Source organism: Paenibacillus sp. FSL L8-0435 (assembly GCF_037965655.1).
Taxonomy (GTDB): domain Bacteria; phylum Bacillota; class Bacilli; order Paenibacillales; family Paenibacillaceae; genus Paenibacillus.
The window spans coordinates 292,247-315,983 of sequence record NZ_CP150185.1 but is presented as its reverse complement, the minus strand read 5'-3'; the positions used below and the strand labels follow the sequence as shown (position 1 = coordinate 315,983).

The window sequence follows — 23,737 nt, the reverse complement described above, 5'->3', positions numbered from 1 at the left end:
TACGTGCAATCTACCGTTTTTATTTAAACTTGTTTAACACAAGTTCAGCTAAAAAGGAATGTTCTAATTCGCGTTTGTTTCGTTTCGATATCTAGTTTTCAAAGAACAAGCTCCATGCAAAAGCAAGCTGTTTGAGAGTTTGAGCTCTCAAAACTGAGCAACGAGTGAGTGTTTTGCAGCTAAGCTGCAGTTTTGAATGTTTCCACTCGGGAAACGATTCTCCATAGAAAGGAGGTGATCCAGCCGCACCTTCCGATACGGCTACCTTGTTACGACTTCACCCCAATCATCTATCCCACCTTCGGCGGCTGGCTCCTTGCGGTTACCCCACCGACTTCGGGTGTTATAAACTCTCGTGGTGTGACGGGCGGTGTGTACAAGACCCGGGAACGTATTCACCGCGGCATGCTGATCCGCGATTACTAGCAATTCCGACTTCATGCAGGCGAGTTGCAGCCTGCAATCCGAACTGAGACCGGCTTTGTTGGGATTGGCTCCATCTCGCGATTTCGCAGCCCGTTGTACCGGCCATTGTAGTACGTGTGTAGCCCAGGTCATAAGGGGCATGATGATTTGACGTCATCCCCACCTTCCTCCGGTTTGTCACCGGCAGTCTATCTAGAGTGCCCACCCGAAGTGCTGGCAACTAAATATAAGGGTTGCGCTCGTTGCGGGACTTAACCCAACATCTCACGACACGAGCTGACGACAACCATGCACCACCTGTCTTGAATGTTCCGAAGAAAAGGTACATCTCTGCACCGGTCATTCAGATGTCAAGACCTGGTAAGGTTCTTCGCGTTGCTTCGAATTAAACCACATACTCCACTGCTTGTGCGGGTCCCCGTCAATTCCTTTGAGTTTCAGTCTTGCGACCGTACTCCCCAGGCGGAGTGCTTAATGTGTTAACTTCGGCACCAAGGGTATCGAAACCCCTAACACCTAGCACTCATCGTTTACGGCGTGGACTACCAGGGTATCTAATCCTGTTTGCTCCCCACGCTTTCGCGCCTCAGCGTCAGTTACAGCCCAGAGAGTCGCCTTCGCCACTGGTGTTCCTCCACATATCTACGCATTTCACCGCTACACGTGGAATTCCACTCTCCTCTTCTGCACTCAAGTCACCCAGTTTCCAGTGCGATCCGGGGTTGAGCCCCGGGATTAAACACCAGACTTAAATGACCGCCTGCGCGCGCTTTACGCCCAATAATTCCGGACAACGCTTGCCCCCTACGTATTACCGCGGCTGCTGGCACGTAGTTAGCCGGGGCTTTCTTCTCAGGTACCGTCACCTTGAGAGCAGTTACTCTCCCAAGCGTTCTTCCCTGGCAACAGAGCTTTACGATCCGAAAACCTTCATCACTCACGCGGCATTGCTCCGTCAGGCTTTCGCCCATTGCGGAAGATTCCCTACTGCTGCCTCCCGTAGGAGTCTGGGCCGTGTCTCAGTCCCAGTGTGGCCGATCACCCTCTCAGGTCGGCTACGCATCGTCGCCTTGGTGAGCCGTTACCCCACCAACTAGCTAATGCGCCGCAGGCCCATCCCCAAGTGACAGATTGCTCCGTCTTTCCAGTTTCCTTCAGGCGAAGAAAACAATTATTCGGTATTAGCTACCGTTTCCGGTAGTTGTCCCAAACTTGAGGGCAGGTTGCCTACGTGTTACTCACCCGTCCGCCGCTAAGTATCAAGGAAGCAAGCTTCCTATCAACTCCGCTCGACTTGCATGTATTAGGCATGCCGCCAGCGTTCGTCCTGAGCCAGGATCAAACTCTCCAATAAAGTATTGAAAAGAGCGATAAGCTCATTTTGAATCTGACGAGATTAAAAATCTCATTTGTGCTCCAGTCGACTCAAGCCAAGGCTTGTCTCCAACTTTTGCGTTCATTCTGCAAGCAGAATGTTTACTCACTCGTTGTTCAGTTTTCAAAGATCAAACTCGTTTCGTTACCGAGCGTTGTTCTCCTCAGCAACTTTTATATCATAACACTTCCGAACCAACTTAGCAAGCTCTTTTTTAAGTTTCTTTCGAAGCTTATTTGTTTCACCTGCAACACTTTGTTTCTCGTGTTTTTTTGGCCGGATATAGAATATATCATATGCACAATACAATTACCACTTGTAAAATATCCCATTACCAAGCTAACTATATATCTAGTTCAATCTCTTCATAATCTCTTTTTCCAATGGCAATATCCTTTCACTATACCCTATTTACACTCACTGGTCTAATCTATCTCAATATAGGTTGTAAACAGTCTCCTTCAACATCATTACATTCGTTCTATAAGATAAGAAACATAATACTTCTACTAAATAACGCTGCTATCTATTATGTCGGTATCAAATCTAACAATAGAACTCCATATCCTGTGGGCTTATATAGATTTTACTTTCACTTTTTATACTATTAGTCTCTGAACCTGCCCATCACTATCGTGTCGTGATACTGTCCATCCGTGTGTCGCCGATCCCTTTTCAAAATGCCTTCGATCCCGAAGCCTCTCTTTTGATATAACTCGATTGCCTTATCGTTGGATGCCAGCACGTTCAACGCAATCTTCTCTACACCAGTCTGGTCTGCCCATTCTATCGACTTCTCCAGCAGGTTCTTACCAATCCCATGTCCCCAGAACTCTCGGGCTACACACACGCCGAACTCAACTTTATGGCAAAAGCGCTTCAACTCTGTACCTTCACATCGGGAGTATCCCACAATCTCGCCCGCCGCCACAGCAACAAGGAACAGATTCCGTGACTTCTCAGTGTCCAAATGGATGATCCGCCTAAACCCGGCTGCGTCGATATACGCCTCACCCTCTTCACGATCCATGTTCTCGGTTTCCCCATCGATTTGTACACGTAGTAAAGACAAGGCCTCAGCATCCTTTTCCTCTGCTGATCTAATGGAGTAAGATAAGCCTTTAATGTTATATTCCTGCCGATCGATCATCATAAGAACCAGATCTCCTCTTCCGCTCTGTATAATTACTGTACCTGTATCGCCCTACCCCACCTCAGACGGACTCTTGCCCGTAAGCATTTTGAACACCTGGCTGAAATACGTCGCATTACGGAACCCCGTCATCTCGCTCACCTCATATACCATGTAATGTCCCGACTGCAACAGTTCCAACGCTCTCTGAATCCGGTACCCGTTCAAATAACTCACGAAATTCTCACCGGTCACCCTTTTGAACAATTGACTCAGATACTTCGGATGTACAAACAGCCCCTTGGCTATCGCTTCAAAACTAATCTCTTCGGCGTAATGAAGCTCTACATACTGTTTCACCTGCTCGATAAGTTTATTGCTTTTCTTCTCGCCCATCTCCTTACGTATCTGTTCCAGCCAGTCGCAGATAATACGATCCATCCAGTTTACCAGATCATGCAAAGCATATTTCGATTGAATTTCACGCAGAAAATCACTCATCGCCAGCGGCGGCGTTAACATAGGGTGAAGTCGGTTCCAGCTATGCATCAATGTGTCAAACAAACTGACGGCCACAACCTGTACATCCTGTATCCCAACACATTTCCCCTCTTTCAGCAAAAGGCAAATATGATGCCATATCTCTTCCGCCAGGTCAGGTCGAATATCCGTCCAAGCCTCATTCCATTGACGAAGCAATAATGAATAATCGGTCACACTTGGTTCTGTTTCCTTTGATGTTTCATAATGGTAGATACGACTTCCACCTTGAAACTCTGCTGTTTCCACCGCTTCCCTGCTCTCGAGATAGGAATCTATCACCTCACATGGGTGACTCTTGGATCTTCCGATTCCAGCACTCACTTCAATTTTCAGATACGTAAAGATCTGATCGATCATCCGCTCCACAAGTGGCAGACATTCCTCCAGATAATCTTTATCTCCTAATAGAAGCAACACAAATACCTGATCCGAATAATCAACAATCTCTACCTGACCATTTAGGCACGCCGCTTGCTCCTTCACCGTCTCCTGAATAATATCGGCCGCCCCATAGCGGAGAAGCTGCCAATCCCGTTCTTTCATTCGAGTCAAAAACACGGGGCGATTCAGTTGCAGACTAATGGCGCGTGTCTGTGAGGACATATGAATACCTATATAGTCCATGCGTTCTTTAGGCAGCTCGTCAGCCCGATATCGCGTAGTCAGCAGTTCGTGAAGAAATTGTTTGCGCAAATACGGAAGTACCCGTCCGACCTCCTGCTTGTATGTCTGCTCCAGCCGCTCATGCCGCTCTCTCACATCTTGTTCCAGTAGCACCTCCCGCAGCACAGATTCAATCTCCTCAACCTCTGCCGGCTTCAGCAAAAAGTGATTCACACCCCAACGCATGGCTGCCCGGGCGTTCTCGAATTCGTCATATCCACTAAGAATGATGATCGGCAAGTGGGGATGATCACGGCGCAACGTCTGTGTGATCTCAAGCCCGGTCATCCCCGGCAGGTAGACGTCAGTCATAACGACATCTGGATGCATGCGGTGAAACAGCTCCAGCGCATCCAAGCCATTGGAAGCAGTGCCTGCAATGCTGAGGCCTAGAGAAGGCCAATCGATATGATCTGTTAATGCCTTTACAATATGAGGATCGTCATCAACAAGCATAATGGTCTTCATCATTTTTCACCGTCCAGCCATAGATTTAATTGCTCGTCGGTCTCAATACGCGGCAGCGTAATGGTCACTTCCACGCCACCTGACGCTCTATCGCTCAGTTGAACACCATATCTCTTCCCACAATAAAGCTGAATGCGCTGATGTACATTCCGTACGCCGATGCCACACGTCTCTTCGAGTTTCCACCCCTCCGGCAAACCCCGCCCATTATCCGTGATACGAATGACGATATCCTCATGCGGGCCAACCTCTTCGTGCATATACACCTGAATTCGAAGTGTGCCTTCTTCAGGGTGCCCGTGCATAACGGCATTTTCGATGAAGGGCTGCAAAATGATTTTGGGAATGTAACAACCGCGAATATGCGGATCGATCTGCTCCTGATATTGAATGGAGAACGGTAGCCGCTCTGACTGGATGTTAACGTAGCAACGGGCATGTTCCAACTCATCACGAACCCGTATAAACAATCTCCCTCCACTCAGTCCGATCCGTAACAGCTTACTGAGTTGTACAATCATACGACTGATATCCTTGGCTTCGTAATCGAGTGCGCGCCAGTGGATCATGTCGAGGGTGTTGTATAGAAAATGGGGTTTGATCTGGGCCTCAAGCAAGCCCGTCTGGGCTTCACGCTTGGCCCGGCTCTCATCCTTCACCTGTTCCATCAGCGTCGTGAGCTGTGAAGCCATATGATTAAAGCCATAAGCCAAGTGGGCATATTCCTCCGTAAATGAGAGTTGGACCCGGGTATCGAAGTCCCCTTTCTCCAGTTGTCTCATTCGCTTGATCAATTGTCGTAAAGGCCGGATGATCTGCCTTACAAACAGGTACGCCAGCACAGCCGAGCATAATAGTCCAAGTACGGCGATGCCAAGGATCTGCCAGCCCGCTTGTCTGAGCGGAGATAACAGTGTATATACCGGAATAGTCTGTACAAGGCGCCACTGAAGCATGGCTGGCCTGGAGTACAGCACCAATTGAGCACCTCCGGGTTGGCCGGAAACCACTTCGTATCCGTCTGCACCAGGTTGGACATGTTCCTGAATCCATGCACTATCTATAATAGAAGAAGATGAATTTACAGCTCCACCCGGTTCCTGTACTGTACTCGCTTCATTTCTTCTATCCGCTCGTTCCTTCTCCCCTGCTGGATCAACTCTCCCCATCTGCATTACGACATTACCAGCGGTATCTACCAACAGGACTTTTCCATCAAGCACCATGGGTACATCGGCAAACCTGCGTACGATGTCCGCTCTGCTCAGTCGAATGAGCACATAGGCAACCGTCCCTCCACGACTGTCGAAAATCCGTTGGGCGTATCCGACCAGGGATTGGCCTGATTCGTTCTCACGCAGCGGAACCCAAGCGGCATCAGCCTTTTCAAGCGTAGCAAACCAAGAGTCGTGTGCGATGGTGTCCACCGGAAATATGCGATCAGCCATAGTCACTGTCACTTCATTAAAGACATCCGTATACAGTTCAATGGAAGTGATGCCTTCACTCACGACCATGGTATGATCCAGAATTCGAGAGACCTCTCTCCGCTGGTGAATCTGTGCAAGCCTGCCCGTATCAGCCGTTTCGAGCAGACTGGACAGTTCCCGATTGCTTGCCAAGGCATAAGCGGTTCCAGTTACCCCTGTGATAAAATCAAATCCCCGACGTGTGCTTTCGTTCAGAAGAGCCAGACGTGCTTTGCTAATCTCGGCAAATGTGACCGTGGAGAAAGACTGATATGCCAGCCAGACCACAACCGAGACGAGCAGGAGGTTAAACGCAATAAAGCAAGTCACCATCAACGTGGAGAGCTTGCTTTGTTGCAGCTTTTGATTAATGAATGAAGACCATCTTCCTTTCCCCATGGAAAAATCAACTCGTTTCGTCTTGGAATTACCCTTTGAGCCCAGAGGTCGCGATTCCTTCCACGAAGTACTTTTGACACACGATAAATACGATAAAACATGGCACCAGTGACAACACCGACATGGCAAACATCGGACCCCAATCGGATTGAGAGCTGGAATCAAGGAACAAACGCAGACCCAGCGGCACGGTGTATTTGCTCACGTCACTCAGGTAGATCAACTGACTGAAGAAGTCGTCCCATGTCCACAAGAACGTAAAGATCATCGTGGTAACCAGCGCTGGGAAAGCAAGTGGAATGATGATTTTGGTGTATATTTTCACAGGACCGCATCCATCGATGGTGGCCGCCTCATCCAACTCTTTGGGCAATCCCCGGAAGAACTGTACCATGAGGAAAATGAAGAAGGCGTCAGTCGCCAACCATTTTGGCACGACAAGCGGCAGATACGTATTCACCCACTCCAGGTGGTTGAAAAGGATATACTGCGGGATCAGCGTCACATGATGGGGCAGCATGATTGTCATAAGCATCAGGCCGAAACAGATAGCTTTGAAACGAAAATTCAGCCGAGCGAACGCATACGCCGCCATAGAGCAGGAAATCACATTACCCAGCACAGCTCCAAGCGACAGGATGACAGAGTTGGTCAGGAAGCGGGAGAATGGATTGCCCTGAATACCCGACCAGCCATTCATGTAATTTTGCCAATTCCATTCCTGTGGCCAGAACCAGGTCTCTGTAAAGATCATATGTCCCGGTTTGAATGAGCTGCCCAGCATCCAGAGGATCGGGTAGAGCATGATAAAGGCGATGCCTGAGATCAACACATGTTTGCCGACGACCCATGCTGTAGAGTTCCGTTGTCCAATCATGATTTCCCACCATCCTCATAGTGCACCCACAGCTTGCTGCTGCGGAATACGAGCAATGTAAATACGCCAATCAGGATGACCAGCACCCAGGCCATCGCGGAAGCGTAGCCCATCTGAAAGAATGAGAATCCTTTTTTGTACAGATACAGAGAGTACATTAAGGTTGAATTCACTGGCCCTCCGCTACCGTTACTGATAACAAAAGCCTGTGTGAACGATTGAAACGATGTAATCAGCTGCATCACGAGATTGAAGAAGATGACAGGTGACAGAATCGGCAACGTTATATAGAAGAATCTCCGAAGAGGACCTGCACCATCTACCGCTGAGGCTTCATCATACTCGGGTGGAATCTGCTTCAGGCCAGCCAGAAAAATAATCATCGACGATCCAAACTGCCATACGGATAACAGGACGATGGAGTACAGGGCATACTTCGGATTCGCAACCCAATCGGGAGCTTTAATACCTACCATGGCAAGGACACTATTGAGCAGCCCATCCCCACCCAGCATTTTACGCCACAACATCGCAATCGCCACGCTACCCCCAAGCAATGTCGGGATGTAATACACCGTCCGGTAAATACCGAGTCCTCGAATCCCTTTGTTGAGCAACATGGCTACCAGCAGCGCAAAGATCAACTTGACCGGTACGGATACAGCGACATACGTGAAGGTGACTTTGAGCGACTGGGTAAACAGTTTATCCGATGTAAACATCGTGGTGTAGTTATCCAGACCGACCCAGGAAGGGGCGGCCAGGATACTGTAATCAGTGAACGAGAAGTATAACGATACCAGCATGGGACCAAGGGTTAGAAATAACAATCCGACAAGCCATGGGGCGAGGAACAGAAGCGCTGCTCCATTGTGGGCATATCTCCGTTTCACCCGCCGGGTAGTTACACGCTCGATTCGGGCTTGACTGACCTGTGATGTCGTCATCTTCGCAACCTCCCCGCAGAATTAGAAGTCTGAGACAGTTTCAATTATTATTGACTCGATCCAAGCGTAGCCTTGGCTCCTTCAATAAACTGGGCAATGACATCTGGAGTACTGCCTTGACCGAAGGCGATCTGCTCGCTTGCGCTCTTGAAACTCGTGTCCACTTCAGCAAATCCTTGCGGGTATGGCGGGTCAATCTCGCTGGAGTTCTTCGATACCGTATCGATAAATTGGAAAATGACTTGCTCTGCTTCCGGCAGCGTAGGTTGCATCTGTTCACGAATACTGGAATTGACCGGTACCCCACGTTCAGAACCAAGAATAGCGGTTGCTTCTGGATCATTGACCATGAAATCAATGAACATGGCAACTTCCTTTGGATGTTTGGTTTTGCCATAACCGGAGAGGAACTGGCCTGGCTTCAGATATTCACCGATTTGCTTTTCACCTACACCATGCGGAAGAACCTGTATGCCAAGCTTATGATCCTGGTTTTTGTTCACCTGCTGGAATGTCAGCAATTGATTAGACCATGCAAAATCCATCGCAGCTGTACCCAGCGAGATCGGGCGTGTCTCCAGCGCATTGGTTGTGGATGCCGTTATCTCCGCTGTGGTCACTCCACCATTCTCGCGTAGTGCGCTCCACATATCGAACCATTGCTGAAGCTCCTCGCTGGTAGCTGTCATTGTGCCACCATCGAACAATCCTTTTCCGGATTGCCGGATAAACACTTCAAACATGTTCGTTGTACCGGAAATGTCTGCAGATCCATAGAACCCCTCACCTTTGGCTGCGGCGATCTTAGTCGCAATATCCCCAAAATCCTTCCATGTCCAGCTCTCTTGTGGTTCTTCGATTCCTAATTCCTGAAATACGGTGGCATCATAGATGACACCCGGTGCGTTAACTCCGAGGGTAATCGCATATAATTTATCGTCAATTGATCCGGCTGTAATCATGCTCTGATCATGGTCCTCTGTCCGCAGCTCTTTGCTCTCTGCAAACGGGGTCAGGTCAAGCAAGGCCCCACGCCGGGCAAAGTCAGTCAGAAAGGCGTAATCCATCTGGATGATATCAGGTGCATTCGAACCAGCTACCTGTGTAGTCAACTTGTCAAAGTAACCGTCCCAACCGGAATATTCAGGTTTAATGGTGATTCCCGGATGTTTCTCTTCAAACAATTGGATGACTTTGGTCGTCAGATCATGTCTAGTCTGTGATCCCCACCAGGTCATGCGCAGTTCAATCTTGCCTGATGAATCTCCTTCACTTCCACTTGCTTCTCCAGAAGAAGATGGTGTATCGGTGGCCTCTCCAGAACAGGCTGTAGCGAACAATAACAGGGACAGGCAGAACAGGGTTACCCACTTTTTTGTAATCATCATAAATGAATTTCCTCCCCTTCTTGCATTTATGGAATCGCTTACAAAATCTATTGTATCGATCCATTGCTGCACATGACATAAACAAAAGTAAGCTTTCCTGTCAAAAAAGTAAGGAGTTACAGGAATCAAAAACCACCAGGAATGATATTCCCGGCGGTTCCGTTCCCGTATCGGTATGATTATGGGTATACATGCATGATACGTGAGAAAAAGATAGCGGGTTGATATGGAACGAAAGTATGAACATCAAATCACGGCATTTCTTTCTACGGGCCATTGAATGGTCGGAAAAGCTCGATGTTCAGCTATAAAAATGTGTTTCCTGCGAGTCTGTCAGGAATGTGAGACGGCAGGTGAAGACACCCTGTGCTCAGCCAGATGTTTCTTCATTTTTGCCACTTCAGTTCCTGCCAGCATCATAATGCCTATTCCGTGATTGTCATTGGTGACGGTACGCAAGTCCTGATCATAATACTCTGCCGTAAACGCATATCTCGAACCGCTGCACACACCATGCACATTCCCTTGACGATCGATTGCTTTGCAGATGAGTCCCTTCCAAGCCCGCTCGGCAGCTGCGACATAAACTTCAGGGTCTTTGAACCAGCCAAAACGCACACCTCTCGCAAAACCATAGGCAAACATCGCCGTGCAGGAGGCTTCTTCATACGTCTGCGGAACATTCAACACCTGATGCCACAACCCGCTTTCCCCTTGAAGCGCTGCGTACCCTTCACACAGCTCATTGAAGAAATCTATTAAGGCTGGACGCTCGGGATGCTCTGCCGGCAAAGCTTCCAATACCTCCGTCAAGGAAAACAGTGTCCAGCCATTTCCCCGTCCCCATGGAATCTGCGTTGCCTGTTCGTATTTGAAATCATACACATGGGACATGATCTTGAACTCAGGCATAAACAGATACTTCCGATACAGTGAAAATTGTCTGGCGGCTTCATCCAATGCGGCCGAGTTGCCTGTCACCCGTGCATAACGAACGAGAAACGGCGTACTCATGTAGAGATCATCTGCCCACATGGTATTCTCGGCATACTCCCCTACACATGTGCGATAAAATGCCCCATCCTCCTGTCGTTCCAAACGGAAAAGCATGAAATCGGCGATCCGTTCAGCAATCGGAAGAAACGTTGGTTCATGACACTCGGAATACGCTTCCAGCATGGCTGAACCAAAAGAACCGCAGTTATCCAGCATTTTCAGCATGACCAATTGTTGATTGACTGCCGGGAAACCATACTGCTCCCGATCCCATAATGAGTACTCATACATCTGGGTACATGCCTGCACATGCTCAGCCGCATAACGTGTAATGTCCGGTCTTTGCAAATAACGCCCCGTCCGTAATAGACCATATACAGTGACACCCAATGGATAATCCCAGCGACCATAATTAGTCACACTGCCCACTGTCCATTTGTTGCTTAACATCGCGTTCTCATAATAAGGTCTGATCCAAGCATCCGGTCGATCTAAGCGCCAATACGTCTGTTCTAGACCCGTTTGATACACTCGGTCCGTTCGAGTCAGATCCGCCAAGTCCGGTTCAACCTCCGATTCAAAAGGTCCAACATATAACCAAGACTCTCCATTAGCACCGTGCACACGCTGAGGAAGTTCCAGTGAGAGCGGCTTGCCCGACACGGTTGCGTTCAAATTAAAATGCCAAGGTCCCGCCGCCGTATCATTGCATTCACTTCGGACAATCAGGTCACTCCGCCCAAAAGAGGCTGGTACATCCACCTCGAACGAACCCGCTTCCTTCACTTGCGCCACAGGCTTGCCACTAATCCATATACTCAGAGAACCGGAAGATTGACCTGACAATCGCACCGCATTCCCGGTTGAATCGTTATTGTTCAGATGGGTCCAAGCATAAGCATGTTTTCCAGGAAGATTTCCGAATATTCGTTCGAAAGCTGGCTTGGTTTTATCTTCATCAGACCAGCCTGTCTCAGGCAGCCAGTTCAAGCTGTAGTCCGATTCTTTTCCAAGCAGGTCCGGTTGTTTACTCGTGGCTGGGTTCGGTTGGGAGAACACCCACCCCGCTTGCCCCTGTCTCTCCTGAAATGGAGCAAATACATTCAAAATGCGCACTTTTCCTTCATCTGACCCAAACTGGCAGCCAAATCCGGCAGGGGTGTTTTTCATCTCCAGCCAAATGGTGTTCCAACCAGGCTTGATATCGATGCTGAGCTTCACCGTTGCGTCTGGACTAATCTCATCCATTACGGTAGAGCGATAGACCAACTGCTCATTGAAATAGAAACGAACAGGCCCATAACAGCGGACCAACACGTCCAGATTCCGGTCCTCGTCCCCCCAAACCAGTGCAGCTGCGTAGGATATATGGTCTTTAGGCGTACCAGGAAAGCGTTTACCTAAATTCAGATCATAAAGCCCTTTTTCATTTTGCAAAATACCAGACTTCTGGAATACCCGATATACAAAATCAGCCTGCGCATTGGCTCCAATATACCTCTCGGCTAGTACCTTCAACACCTGATCCTGATCTTCTCCAAATCGGTAATACATGCTCTGCGGTTCACTGAAATAGGTCGTCATCGATGGCACACATCCTTCTTCTGTTGAAATAAATTCTTATATCATAGCATTCATACCGTCCACACTAGAGCACTAAACTAATATGCAGTAATAAAGTATAGCGCTTAACCTAGGTGGGTAATCCCCTTACCGGGAAATAGGTATGTCCCTTGGTTATCTTCTGAATAGCCGAATAATAATCCCAGTATAACTGACATGTTCTGTGGTGGCTACAGATTTTTGATTACGCTTACAATTATATTGGATTTAGTCGCCTTTTCTCTCTAGGTTAACTTAAATTTAAACAATGGTTTAAAAACAAGAAAACGTTACCGATATAAATACTAGATTGAAAAATTCCACTTTTTGTATCGGGAAGGAAAGATGCACATTGAATACTCTTGAATCTCTGGTAAATGCTATGCCTTTTGTTAGCCAAATGTTCCGTGATGACATATCCATATCCATTAATGATCATGAGAAAGTATTGTATTTTTCCGAAGCAAAAAGTCTGGAGATTGGCGTGAAGGTTGGGGATGAGCTGCATGATGATTATAAACATTTCAAAATGCTGACTAACAGAGATTCCCGTACCGTGGCACGTATGCCTGGTGATCTGCAGGGTAGACCTTTTGATGCCATTCTAATCCCTATTAAAGAGAACGATCAGGTTGTGGGTATATTGGGTGTGAACTACGCACTGGATAGTCACATGACACTGGAAACGCTGATTCGTGAAAATGAAACAACCATTAATGCTCTCGTTGGTGGCATTCAGCAGATTGCTGCACATTCCGAAGAACTCTCCGCAACCTCGGAAGAGATTCTTCGCAACTCCAAAAAAGCTTCAGAGAACTCGGTCAGTGTAGGTAAAGTAACAAACGTCATTCGTGAAGTATCGGAACAAACCAACCTGCTTGGACTCAACGCCATGATAGAGGCAGCTCGTGTGGGCGATCAGGGAGCCGGCTTCGGTGTAGTTGCCAGTGAAGTACGCAAGCTGTCCGATCATACGAAACAAGCAGCGGCTGATATCGAAACATCCCTCAGTAGTGTACAAGATTCCATGAAGCATATGGAACAAGAGATCGGTCAGATTACAACCGCAACAGTGGATCAGGCCAAGCTTGTTACCGAGTTCATGGAAAGTATCGAACAGCTTAGTAAGACAAGCGCGAATCTGAAAAAGTTTGTACATCAGATGCTGGCGCTCGAGTAACAGTCCAGTTCCACAGCAGAAAGAATGAATGATATGAAATGAAATGTACATAGACACAGAAAATGATTTAGAATGTGAAAAGCCTCCGGCAACTTCCCTTAACAGGAAGTCAGCGGAGGCTTTGTTTCGTATTTGCGGTGATATCACCTTTATAGTTTATGGTCACACGGCTGTTATATCTCTACAGCGACACCAAAATGGTCGGACACGACCGGCCCGTTTTTACCGTTCAAGACCACGGTAGAAGATTTAGCCTGAATCGGACGATTGGAGAAAATATAGTCGATCCGAAGATCGCGTTTGTTATCTGCCCAGCCGGCAATGGCCTTCACTACGGTTGCTCCTTCATCCTTTTGCAATGCTGAGGTGTACAGGTCATTCCAGCCTTTGCTCATCATATAATCATAGCCTTCACCACGCACTTCCGCGACATTATTGAAATCACCCATTATATATAACGGCTGGTCCATGTAGGGGGCAAGCTTGCTCTCCGTCAACTCCCACTGTCCCTTGAAAGGTTCCTGCGCATCATCCCACCAGTTATAATGTCCGTTCACAAACCAGGTTGCTTCACCTTGGACGACCGTCTGAATTCCCACAATCTTGCGTGTACGATAGTTGTTATAATCCCGCATGTGGGACACATATTCCCCAAAAGCCTGCTTAATTGGCGTCCGGCTAAGGATCGCCAGTCCTTCATCGTATTTTTGAAACCCGACATGCGCGGGAATCCACGTCCAGTAATATTGCTCTGTCAGCTGCTGAAGCAGGACGTAGGCATAGTTGTCTTTTTTAATCACAGCGTCGGATTCAGTAGCATAATACATCTTCAGTTCTTCTTCTGAAAGCGCCGCTTCCTGCATGGATTGGTTGACCTCCTGCATGGAGATCACATCAAATTGATGTGTATTAATAAAATCAGCCAGTTGACTGATCTTGTTCAGTTGATCCTCTTCCGCCCAAGCGTGTGTGTTTAACGTAAGTATTTGCATATGCTCTCTCCTGTTGTTTGTAGTATGGCCGTTTCCCCGGCCTGCATCGTTCCTGAAAGGAATACATACCATAAGCATACACAATATGGTGCAATCATGCATTCCGTCCGCCAGCAGAACCGACGTGTTCATCCTGATTCCAGTTGGTCTAAAATAACTTCAAATTCTTCATAACCCATGCACGGATTGGCTCATAACTGATATGATGGATACATCAAATTCACACCATGACGTCATAGACGTCGTGATTACCGAACCTATGTTTACCCCAGGAGATGGAATGATGAACATACCCACTAACATGAGAATGGATGATGCGCAGTGGCAACAATTGATTCGGGAAGTTGCAGAGCATTTTAACAACCTGACGATTATGCGCGGATTCCAATATTATAAACAGAAACGTGTCGGACCATTAACTTATTCCGAACAAAAAGGGATTTCGGCCGTTGTACAAGGATCGGAAGAGTACGAGGTCACACTGAGCATGCAATCCCTGTCTACCAGTTATTGTACCTGCCCGGTGAGTTCCCTTTGCAAACATATGACTGCTGTATTGATGAGTTATGCCGAGCAACTGGAGCGACCTGTGCATGCCATTGTGAATGCACACTCCAGTACTGCGCTCAAACAAACGACCAAACCTGTCGGGGCCATGTCCGCGGGACTATCCAGCTACGCAGATGCCGATGAACAGCAGGATATGGATATTCCAGACAACCAATACAGCCAGATCAAGGAGCGTGCAACAGAACTTGCCGATCTCGAAATCTCGGAATGGCACGAACTATTCCACTCATGTCTGAGACGGCTGGGTACCGGCACAGCAAGCACATCCTACGTACAGGAAGCAACGGACGAGCTATATGCCATTAAACCAAGGCTGTCCGCTGCAATGGACCAACTTTTTGAACTGCATGTACAGCTGTACCTCATACGATTCTGCGTGCCTCCGGCCCGTAACTCCATCACGCATACCCCCGTGTACTTGAGTTACCCTGCCCAGCTCGCGGTGGATGCACTTCTGAAAGACATTGAGCGGATCTTTAACCATCCACTAGACCTTTCGGGTCTAAAGGGAAACAAGCTTGAGCAACATTGGAACAGACTGGCCGAAACCTCGGCTTATTTACGTAAACAGATGATGTCGGAGACAGCCAGCATGATGTTCTTCACTCCGATCTATCGACAACTGTGGTTGAACTGGATTGTGCCTGAGCTTCAAGAGTCTCAGGACATGCTGAACTCGGAACAGGCCATATTAAATGATATAGAGCGCGGTATAATCGCCGCTTCTGCACCTTCCCAGTCAGGCGAAAGTGTCTTGGGTGGCGCTCAAAGTAATGGTAGTAGTAATGAGAGATCGAGCAAAGCCGTAACACTGCCCCTGCCGCTGGTACTCGCGCAGAGCTGGATGCACTTCCACCTGGGGCAGGATGATCAGGCATGGCAACGACTCGTCCATGGAAGCTCAGCCTATGGCATCCCGCCAGAACATCTGTTGCATTTTCTCCATGTACTCGCAGATTCGGCTGAATGGAAGCGGCTTGGGGATTGGTTGGTACAACTCGGCCCCCTTCTGGCGAATCGGCGCAACACACCTTTGAATGATTACATGCATCTATGGGATACGGCCATTCAACATCTGCCCGATGCAGAGAACCGCATGTGGGACACGCTTGTCAGTATGCTTCCCCACTCCCGCCCCGCCTACGAAGATGCCATGCATTCGCGTGGACAGTGGCGCAGATGGATTGATTTTCAGCTGAGTACGGGAACGGAACCTCTCGAATTCCGCGTAGCGATGCTGCAACCGATCGAAAAAGATGCACCTGAGCTACTGCTCCCCTTCTATCATCAGGCAGTGGAGCGTTATATCGGACACAAAAACAGGGACGGATACAAAGCAGCCGTGAAGCTGCTGAAACGTCTGTCCAAAATCTATAAGAAATTGAAGCAAGAAGCGCACTGGGAGCAATTTATCACAACACTCGCTGTTCGTAACAGTCGGCTGCGCGCCCTGCAGGAAGAGCTTCGGAAAGGTAAACTGATCTCATGAGCTTAATTCATCCTTACACTGAAACGATTGAGGTTCACGTCGCTCTAACCGGATATGGCGATGCTTTGTTTTATGGAGCACTCAACACGCACCACTTTGTATCCGGACAGTCGCTTAAGCAGCGATTATTCGCCTGGCATGTGCCTTCTTTCTACGGTACCGAACTGGAAGTTCGGCAGATTGAAGAGATTGAGCTGGTTGTTCTGCCAGCGGAAGAAGTGATTCCCTTCTTTGCCGAGATGCATACCCTGATTCATATTGAATGGAAGTGGGACGCGCAAGCGGAACATCTGATTCGGCTAGCTCCCGCACTCGCATCTTCTATCGAAAAACGCAAATACGTACCTAGCTTCGAGGCCTACCGTGCAGGACAGCTTCAGTGGACCTGGGACCCGGATAGCTTGAAGAAGCAGGATCGAGCATCGCTTACCAAAGCGATTCAGCAGACGGACGAGAGTTATGCCGAAGGACTCGGGGCGGCCTACTCCGCCTTCGTATTCCAGCGCTGGTACAGTTCGGAGGAAGCGGCAACCGATCTGCGGCGTGAATTCCCGCAGTTGTTCCCAGAGCGCGGCACTCTCCCTAAGACAGCCGGAATGGACGCCCAGTCCTGGCTCGTATCCATTGGCTGGAAAGCGGATGCTGCACCATTCAGGCCCATGCTGCAATTGCAGGAGCCGGATGAGGATGAGCCATCTTGGCGTCTGCGACTGGTATTACAAAATAAGCTTGATGCCGCTGTATTGGTACCCGTCATGCTGGATTCGCGCGGCAGGCTTGAAGGGGAATGGCCCGAGGTATGGACCCCCTTCGTTCTGGACCGCTCTGCCGGATGGCTGGATCAGCTTCGCGCACATCTGCCGCGTCTCGGAAGTTCCATTAGCGGTAGACGCGATGTGCTGAGTGATCCTTTGGGAGATCAGGAAGCCTGGCAGTTCCTGACGCAGGATAGCGGGCGATTGCTCGCAGCGGGCTGGCAAGTTCTGCTGCCTGGTTGGTGGGAAGCAGCCCGTAAGAAGAAACCAAAGCTTCGCGCCAAGGTGCAGCCTGAGGAAGGCAGTGAGCGGGGACAGTCGTTCTTTGGACTGGACTCGATAATTCATTTTGACTGGCGCATTGCTATCGGTGACACGGACCTCAGTGAAGATGAATTCGCTGATCTGGTTGCCCGCAATGAAAGACTGGTGCGCTTCCGCGGAGAATGGGTCCCGCTCGATCCCGATCTTCTGGAACAGATTCGTCGGGCCATGGGCGGTGTAGATCGGGAACAAGGACTCTCGTTCCAGGATATTCTGCACCTGCATCTGCTGCATAATGAGCAACGGGAATATCGCAACCAGAAATGGAAGGAAGGACAACAAACCGAGGAAGAGCAGCAACCACAGGATGATCAGAACATTCGGCTGGAGGTTGAACTTAACGAACACCTGAATCGGGTTATTGCACAACTCGGGGGCGGACAAGGCGGCGCGCCTTCCCTGCCCATTCCGACAGGGCTTCATGCCGAGCTGCGATCGTATCAGAAGGAAGGTTTTGCATGGCTTGGTTTCCTGCGCAGATTCGGACTTGGGGCATGTCTTGCCGATGATATGGGGCTCGGGAAAACTATTCAGTTCATCACGTATCTGTTACACATCAAGGATCATGAACCTCGTAAGCCGGGACAAGCCCCGGTACTTCTGATCTGCCCAACTTCCGTACTGGGCAACTGGCAAAAGGAAATTAGCCGCTTCGCACCCTCCATTAATGTCAGTCTGCATTATGGCGCACGCCGATTAAGTGGAGAAGAATTCCGGGGGCAGACCGAGCAGGTGGATATTATTATCACATCCTTTGCTACGGCTACACTGGATCAGGAGATGTTACAAACCTATACCTGGGCATGCATCTGTCTCGATGAAGCACAGAATATCAAAAATGCCCAGACCAAACAGTCGCTGGCTGTCCGCAGTTTCCCGGCGAAACATCGCATCGCCATGACAGGTACGCCGATTGAGAATCGGTTGTCCGAGCTGTGGTCGATCTATGATTTTATCAATCCAGGATATCTGGGCAACGCCCGGGCATTCCAAACTCGCTTCATCAGTGCCATAGAGAAAGACAAGGATGAGCAACGGATGCAGGATCTGCAGCAATTGGTGAAACCATTCATGTTGCGCCGCAAGAAAAAAGATCCCAATATCCAGCTCGATCTGCCGGACAAAAACGAGATGAAGACCTACATTCACCTTACGGGTGAACAAAGTGCATTGTATGATCAGTCCGTGCAGGCCCTGATGGATAAAATGAAAGAGCTAGAAGGCATCAAGCGCAAAGGTGCTATTCTATCGGCATTAACCCAGCTTAAACAGTTGTGTGATCACCCACTTCTGCTGACGAAAGAGGCTTTGCCGGAGGAACTACCCGAAGACGGCGCACTGACATCCTCTTATGACGTGTATACCCCGCAGGATATGGCGATGCTGATCAGCCGCTCCGCAAAGCTGGAACGACTGATGGAGCTTGTCCGGGAATTAAGGGACGAGGGCGAACGGTGCCTGATTTTTACCCAATATATCGGTATGGGACAGATGCTGCAACAAGTACTACGTCAGGAGTTGCAGGAGCCTGTATTGTACCTGCACGGGGGTACGTCCAAAACGGCGCGAGATCGCATGATTGAGGAATTCCAGTCCCGTACATTGCCTGAGGATAAGCAACCATCCGTCTTCATTCTGTCCATCAAGGCTGGCGGTGTGGGATTGAATCTGACCGCAGCCAATCATGTGTTCCATTTTGACCGCTGGTGGAACCCGGCTGTTGAGAATCAAGCTACCGACCGGGCTTACCGAATGGGCCAAACCAAAGATGTTCAGGTGCATAAATTCATCTCTCTTGGCACATTGGAGGAGCGTATCGACGAGATGTTGGAGAGCAAGCAGCAGCTCAGCGATAATATCATCACAAGCTCCGAAAACTGGATTACCGAATTGTCGACGGATGAGTTGCAGGATCTGTTCACTCGGCGTCGTGACTGGTCGGGCTAACTTGGATTAGATGAGATATATCATAGAAAAAGAGAAATACAAAAAGAGCGAAGTTTCGGAATTTAAATTCCGGCTTCGCTCTTTTTGTGTTGTTACAGTTAATCATCCGTTCTTAACGCATGTTACCGATGATGGATGATCTTGAATCCTGCATTTTTTTGACAAAGTTCGTCATGACATCAAACGCTTCATTGCGCTTGTTGGACATGGACTGCAGACGAAGCATGTCCATCTGTTGGGAATTGCCCGCTGCATCAATTTGGCCTTTCAGCTTTTGAATAGCTGCTTCATCCCCGTTTTGCTGGGCTATCTGCAATTGAGAGTTCAAATCCGCGATCAGTTGATTACGGTTCTGAACTTCCTGAATTTGCGTTTGCAATTGCGCATCCAGCAATTTGGTGCGTTCGCTCTGAACCATCATCAAAGCCGTTTCGATATCCATACTGCTGATGTTGACAGGTGTTACGCCAGAAATGTTGGAGACTGAAACTGTGCTCGCTGAAGCTGAAGAGACGATGGATACTGCAGCAACAGCAGCAACTACTGTTGAAGCGAAAAATTTGCCTGAACGTTTCATGAATGTTCCTCCAAGTATATATGTAATATGTACCAGTTTTTCGTTGGCATCTTCCGCCATTCTAAATCAAAAGAACTAGTTGTTCAATCAAATTAACTTCAAATTTGAATTAATTAAGATTCCCCTTACACACGCCTACCTCGGCTTACAATTTGAGTAAATTAAGCAGGGCATAATAAGTAAAACTATATTTTTACGGCATATTTACTACTACTAGTTTGTTCCTTACTCCTACGCATGAAAGTCACATTGGAGAACGACGATACGTTCATGATTTTACTTTAGAAAAAGGTTATGTTATATTTGATAATAGATTTTACACAATCTAATTTTGTGATATTTAATATAAATTGATGATATATATTTTACGGGAGGTTTTTATATGAAAAAGATTCTGGTTGTTCTAACAAATGTAGATAAGTACGCAACAAAGGACGAGCCTACTGGCTTGTGGCTGAGCGAAGCAACTCACTTTATTGAAGAGTTTGACCATAATGACAATGTTCAGATCGATCTGGTTAGCCCTAAAGGTGGGAACGTACCACTTGATCCGAAAAGTCTGGGCGACTCTCTGGATGAGAGCACCAAAGCCTATTTCGAGAACGAAACGTTCATGAACCAATTGAAAAATACGTTGAAACCTGGCGAAGTAAACGCGAGTGACTACGATGCAATCTACTTCACAGGGGGTCACGGTACGATGTGGGATTTCCCGGACAATGCCGAACTTCAAGAGCTTTCTCGTGATATCTATGAAAAAGGTGGCGTTGTATCCGGCGTGTGCCACGGGGTTACAGCCCTGCTGAATGTGAAGCTGTCCAACGGCCTGCTTCTAATCAACGACAAAACCGTTTCCGGCTTCACGAATGAGGAAGAAGCATTGGCTCAACAAACTGAGTATGTTCCTTTCCTGTTGGAAGATGCGTTGAGAGAACGCGCTGCACAATATGATAAAGCTGCTGCCTTCAGTTCCTATGTCACAACAGATGGCCGTGTGGTCACAGGACAGAATCCGCAATCCAGCAAAGCTGTAGCTGAAAGTGTTAAACAACTGCTGGGTCTGTAAAATAAACCGATCGATCCCTCTCCTCCCCTAGGAGATCATATAGATGTACAAAGCAAAACAGCACGTGATCCGTCATAATCTGACAGAACACATGCTGTTTTTTCTAGTGATTTGTTGAAGCAGAAGCTTCCGTCGCTGTTCCTCCAGCCAAACGCTTCACGATATAAGGCACGGTCACTGATGTCAGGATCACGGCAAACGCAATCTGGGCGATCGCTGTGTCAACATAAGGCGCATACACCGGATTGAACCCGGCAGCCATCGAAGGCACCACCATGGACAATCCAGCAACCGAACATGTCGCAGCCGCTGCGTAACCGGGCCGTCTTAATATCGCGCGATCGATTCCAATGAGCGGCAGCATGCAGATCAGCAAAAATAACACCGTGACCAGCAAACCGGACAGACTGGACTGAAATGCAATGCGCAGATCAATATTGGACCCAAAGCTTGTACCTAGGAAAGGCAGCAGAATCAGTGTTCCCGGAGCGAACATCTTCTGTATATTTCTGTCCAGGTTACCAAGCAGTATCCCGATCAAGAAAGGTACTAGCGTAGCAAGTACACTGAGGTAATCGATACCGACACCGCTTGCCGAATTCAATATCATAACCGGAATAATCGGTACGGCGATTAGATTCAGAATGCCAAACGCAGCACGATCCACATCATCTCCGTACGTGTTCATCAAGGCCAGATATAATCCCGGATTACAACTGGTCAGAACGGCAATGAAGGCTACCGCAGAAACTCCACCGATCCCACTTATACCAAAAAAGTGTACAAACGCCCATCCGAACAGGCAGCTGATGAGGATACGTGAAATACAGAGCACCCCTGCTCTCTTTAATGTCACCAGAAGCTGTGACAAGTTAAGCTGTGTTCCTGATATCAGTAAAATCATACCGATCAGCACCATGGTACCTTTCGATGTGAACAGCGCTGTTGTTGGATCTCCGATCTGAAAAAACGATGGAAACACCGTGTTGATGACCGCGGCGGCCAGCATAGGAACAATCAGCAAGCCGCCGGGTATTTTTTTGATACGACCCATAATGTTCATGCTCTGTTACAGTTCTGCTCCGTTGGTACGGATCACATTCTGATACCAGAAGAAGGAATCCTTACGATATCTTTCGAGCGTACCATTGCCATAGTCGTCCTGATCCACATAGATAAATCCGTACCGTTTGCTCATCTCAGATGTCCCTGAACTGATCATGTCGATTGGTCCCCACATCGTGTATCCCAACACCTCGACCCCATCCGCAATGGCGAGTCCCATCTGTTCGATATGTTTGCTCAGGAAATCAATCCGGTATGGATCGTTGATCGTTCCGTCTTCGTTCAGCTTGTCGTAGAAGCCTGAGCTGTTCTCCAGAATAAAGACAGGCTTTTGATACCGATCATAGACGAGATTCAGCGTATAACGCAGGCCAATCGGATCAATCTGCCAACCCCACTCGTTAGCGGGCAGATGCGGGTTTTTATATACACTGTGTACATTGCCTGCCGTTAGTTCGAGCTGCTCTGTATCACTGCTGGAAATCATCGAGTTGTAATACGACATCCCCACGAAATCAGCCGTATGTGCTTGAATGCTATCCAGATCGCCATCCTCGATGTGCAACTGGATCTCCTTGTTTTTGAAATACGTTTTACTATAGTAAGGGTACTCGCCTTTATTGAGCACATCGAGATAGAACTGATTTTTCATCTGATCATCCTGCTGCATCTGAAGCGCATCCTCCGGCTTGCAAGTGTAAGGATACGTTGTGAAATAAGCCACCATACTTCCGATCTGGTTATTCGGATCAATCTCATGAGCCATCTTGGTTGCTCTGGACGCAGCTACAAATTGATGATGCAGCCCCTGGAACAGCATTTCTTCATAATTTGGAGCATCATAATCAATGATTCCCAGCGTTTTGGCCGATGCTTTCACGCTCATGTTGATCTCGTTGAATGTCACCCAATATTTCACTTTGCCCTTGTAGCGATTGAACAACACATCACAATAGTTCACATACAGATCGATCAGCTTGCGGTTATACCATCCTCCGAACTTGTCCATCAGTACAATTGGCGTATCAAAGTGACTGATCGTGATCAAGGGCTCCATACCGTGTTTAAGACATTCATCAATGACCTGATCATAGAACTCTAATGCCTTTTCATTCGGAACAGCATCGTCGCCACCTGGAAATACTCTGGCCCATGAAATGGAATAACGAAATACTTTGAAGCCCATCTCGGCAAACAAAGCGATATCCTCACGGAAGTTATGATAAAAATCAATCCCCCGACGCTTCGGATATTTTACGGTATCCGGGTCATTCTTGGCCTCTTCAATCATCTCCCAATTCACTCTGATCTGCTTGGTCACTTTGCGGTCGTTCTTCTCGTTAAACTTCATCACTTCTGGAATGGTCAGGCTCTTGCCATCCACATTATAAGCTCCCTCGGCCTGACAGGCAGATAGTGCACCGCCCCATAAAAAATCTTTTGGAAAATTGGAATTCGTCATTTTAGTTTCCTCCTGTTATTACGTA

The 23,737-nt window shown here is 48.1% G+C and carries 15 protein-coding genes and 1 rRNA gene; 4 read left to right on the top strand and 12 right to left on the bottom strand.

Annotated features, from left to right (window positions below; genetic code table 11):
• Positions 1-227 precede the first annotated feature (227 nt).
• The 8 genes from NST33_RS01415 to NST33_RS01380 form a co-directional block, all read right to left on the bottom strand.
• Positions 228-1,780 (bottom strand): 16S ribosomal RNA (locus NST33_RS01415).
• A 628-nt stretch (positions 1,781-2,408) separates the two neighbouring features.
• Positions 2,409-2,954: a GNAT family N-acetyltransferase gene (locus NST33_RS01410; protein WP_221822242.1), complete on the bottom strand. Its 546-nt coding sequence runs from the start codon at positions 2,952-2,954 to the stop codon at positions 2,409-2,411.
• A gap of 51 nt (positions 2,955-3,005) precedes the next feature.
• Positions 3,006-4,610: a response regulator gene (locus NST33_RS01405; protein WP_221822244.1), complete on the bottom strand. Its 1,605-nt coding sequence runs from the start codon at positions 4,608-4,610 to the stop codon at positions 3,006-3,008.
• Entirely contained in the window at positions 4,607-6,475 is a 1,869-nt protein-coding gene (locus NST33_RS01400) for a histidine kinase (RefSeq protein WP_221822246.1), read from the bottom strand. The genes NST33_RS01405 and NST33_RS01400 overlap by 4 nt, the downstream gene beginning before the upstream one ends.
• A gap of 28 nt (positions 6,476-6,503) precedes the next feature.
• Positions 6,504-7,352, bottom strand: a complete 849-nt coding sequence (locus NST33_RS01395; protein ID WP_192136130.1) for a carbohydrate ABC transporter permease — start codon at positions 7,350-7,352, stop codon at positions 6,504-6,506.
• Positions 7,349-8,299, bottom strand: coding sequence for a sugar ABC transporter permease (locus tag NST33_RS01390; protein WP_260632850.1), 951 nt, complete (start codon positions 8,297-8,299; stop codon positions 7,349-7,351). The genes NST33_RS01395 and NST33_RS01390 overlap by 4 nt, the downstream gene beginning before the upstream one ends.
• Before the next feature lie 47 nt (positions 8,300-8,346).
• Positions 8,347-9,687 (bottom strand): ABC transporter substrate-binding protein, encoded by a 1,341-nt coding sequence (locus tag NST33_RS01385; protein WP_221822248.1) that lies wholly within the window; start codon positions 9,685-9,687, stop codon positions 8,347-8,349.
• A gap of 333 nt (positions 9,688-10,020) precedes the next feature.
• Positions 10,021-12,267, bottom strand: coding sequence for a glycoside hydrolase family 88 protein (locus tag NST33_RS01380; RefSeq protein ID WP_221822250.1), 2,247 nt, complete (start codon positions 12,265-12,267; stop codon positions 10,021-10,023).
• A gap of 370 nt (positions 12,268-12,637) precedes the next feature.
• Between NST33_RS01380 and NST33_RS01375 the strand changes: the two genes are divergently transcribed.
• Positions 12,638-13,465: a methyl-accepting chemotaxis protein gene (locus NST33_RS01375; protein ID WP_221822252.1), complete on the top strand. Its 828-nt coding sequence runs from the start codon at positions 12,638-12,640 to the stop codon at positions 13,463-13,465.
• A 173-nt stretch (positions 13,466-13,638) separates the two neighbouring features.
• Here the strand turns inward: NST33_RS01375 and NST33_RS01370 are convergent, their stop codons facing one another.
• Positions 13,639-14,457 (bottom strand): endonuclease/exonuclease/phosphatase family protein, encoded by an 819-nt coding sequence (locus NST33_RS01370; protein WP_221822254.1) that lies wholly within the window; start codon positions 14,455-14,457, stop codon positions 13,639-13,641.
• A gap of 244 nt (positions 14,458-14,701) precedes the next feature.
• Between NST33_RS01370 and NST33_RS01365 the strand changes: the two genes are divergently transcribed.
• Together NST33_RS01365 and NST33_RS01360 are read left to right on the top strand one after the other, a co-directional pair.
• The gene (locus NST33_RS01365; RefSeq protein ID WP_339306491.1) at positions 14,702-16,516 is read left to right on the top strand and encodes an SWIM zinc finger family protein; all 1,815 of its coding nucleotides are present in this window, start codon (positions 14,702-14,704) and stop codon (positions 16,514-16,516) included.
• A 5-nt stretch (positions 16,517-16,521) separates the two neighbouring features.
• Entirely contained in the window at positions 16,522-19,542 is a 3,021-nt protein-coding gene (locus tag NST33_RS01360) for a DEAD/DEAH box helicase (protein WP_339308579.1), read from the top strand.
• Between the two features lie 112 nt (positions 19,543-19,654).
• On the opposite strand, the gene NST33_RS01355 is transcribed toward NST33_RS01360, so the two are convergent.
• Positions 19,655-20,119, bottom strand: a complete 465-nt coding sequence (locus tag NST33_RS01355; RefSeq protein WP_076210297.1) for a hypothetical protein — start codon at positions 20,117-20,119, stop codon at positions 19,655-19,657.
• Positions 20,120-20,501: 382 nt separating this feature from the next.
• On the opposite strand from NST33_RS01355, the gene NST33_RS01350 reads away from it, so the two are divergent.
• On the top strand, positions 20,502-21,185 hold the full coding sequence (locus NST33_RS01350) for a type 1 glutamine amidotransferase domain-containing protein (RefSeq protein ID WP_339306489.1): 684 nt from the start codon (positions 20,502-20,504) through the stop codon (positions 21,183-21,185).
• Between the two features lie 103 nt (positions 21,186-21,288).
• Here NST33_RS01350 and NST33_RS01345 read toward each other — a convergent pair whose 3' ends face one another.
• Positions 21,289-22,239, bottom strand: coding sequence for a 2-keto-3-deoxygluconate permease (locus NST33_RS01345; RefSeq protein WP_339306487.1), 951 nt, complete (start codon positions 22,237-22,239; stop codon positions 21,289-21,291).
• Between the two features lie 15 nt (positions 22,240-22,254).
• Positions 22,255-23,712 carry a family 1 glycosylhydrolase gene (locus NST33_RS01340; RefSeq protein ID WP_339306485.1) on the bottom strand — a complete coding sequence of 486 codons (1,458 nt, stop codon included), beginning with the start codon at positions 23,710-23,712 and terminating at the stop codon, positions 22,255-22,257.
• Positions 23,713-23,737 lie beyond the last annotated feature (25 nt).

What these genes read in the sequence shown, in the direction of transcription:
- NST33_RS01370 (WP_221822254.1), bottom strand. Translation starts at nt 14,457, where the DNA reads ATGCAAATACTTACGTTAAACACACACGCTTGGGCGGAAGAGGATCAA.
- NST33_RS01395 (WP_192136130.1), bottom strand. Translation starts at nt 7,352, where the DNA reads ATGATTGGACAACGGAACTCTACAGCATGGGTCGTCGGCAAACATGTG.
- NST33_RS01350 (WP_339306489.1), top strand. Translation starts at nt 20,502, where the DNA reads ATGAAAAAGATTCTGGTTGTTCTAACAAATGTAGATAAGTACGCAACA.
- NST33_RS01380 (WP_221822250.1), bottom strand. Translation starts at nt 12,267, where the DNA reads ATGACGACCTATTTCAGTGAACCGCAGAGCATGTATTACCGATTTGGA.
- NST33_RS01355 (WP_076210297.1), bottom strand. Translation starts at nt 20,119, where the DNA reads ATGAAACGTTCAGGCAAATTTTTCGCTTCAACAGTAGTTGCTGCTGTT.
- NST33_RS01405 (WP_221822244.1), bottom strand. Translation starts at nt 4,610, where the DNA reads ATGATGAAGACCATTATGCTTGTTGATGACGATCCTCATATTGTAAAG.
- NST33_RS01340 (WP_339306485.1), bottom strand. Translation starts at nt 23,712, where the DNA reads ATGACGAATTCCAATTTTCCAAAAGATTTTTTATGGGGCGGTGCACTA.
- NST33_RS01400 (WP_221822246.1), bottom strand. Translation starts at nt 6,475, where the DNA reads ATGGGGAAAGGAAGATGGTCTTCATTCATTAATCAAAAGCTGCAACAA.
- NST33_RS01385 (WP_221822248.1), bottom strand. Translation starts at nt 9,687, where the DNA reads ATGATGATTACAAAAAAGTGGGTAACCCTGTTCTGCCTGTCCCTGTTA.
- NST33_RS01410 (WP_221822242.1), bottom strand. Translation starts at nt 2,954, where the DNA reads ATGATGATCGATCGGCAGGAATATAACATTAAAGGCTTATCTTACTCC.
- NST33_RS01345 (WP_339306487.1), bottom strand. Translation starts at nt 22,239, where the DNA reads ATGGGTCGTATCAAAAAAATACCCGGCGGCTTGCTGATTGTTCCTATG.
- NST33_RS01390 (WP_260632850.1), bottom strand. Translation starts at nt 8,299, where the DNA reads ATGACGACATCACAGGTCAGTCAAGCCCGAATCGAGCGTGTAACTACC.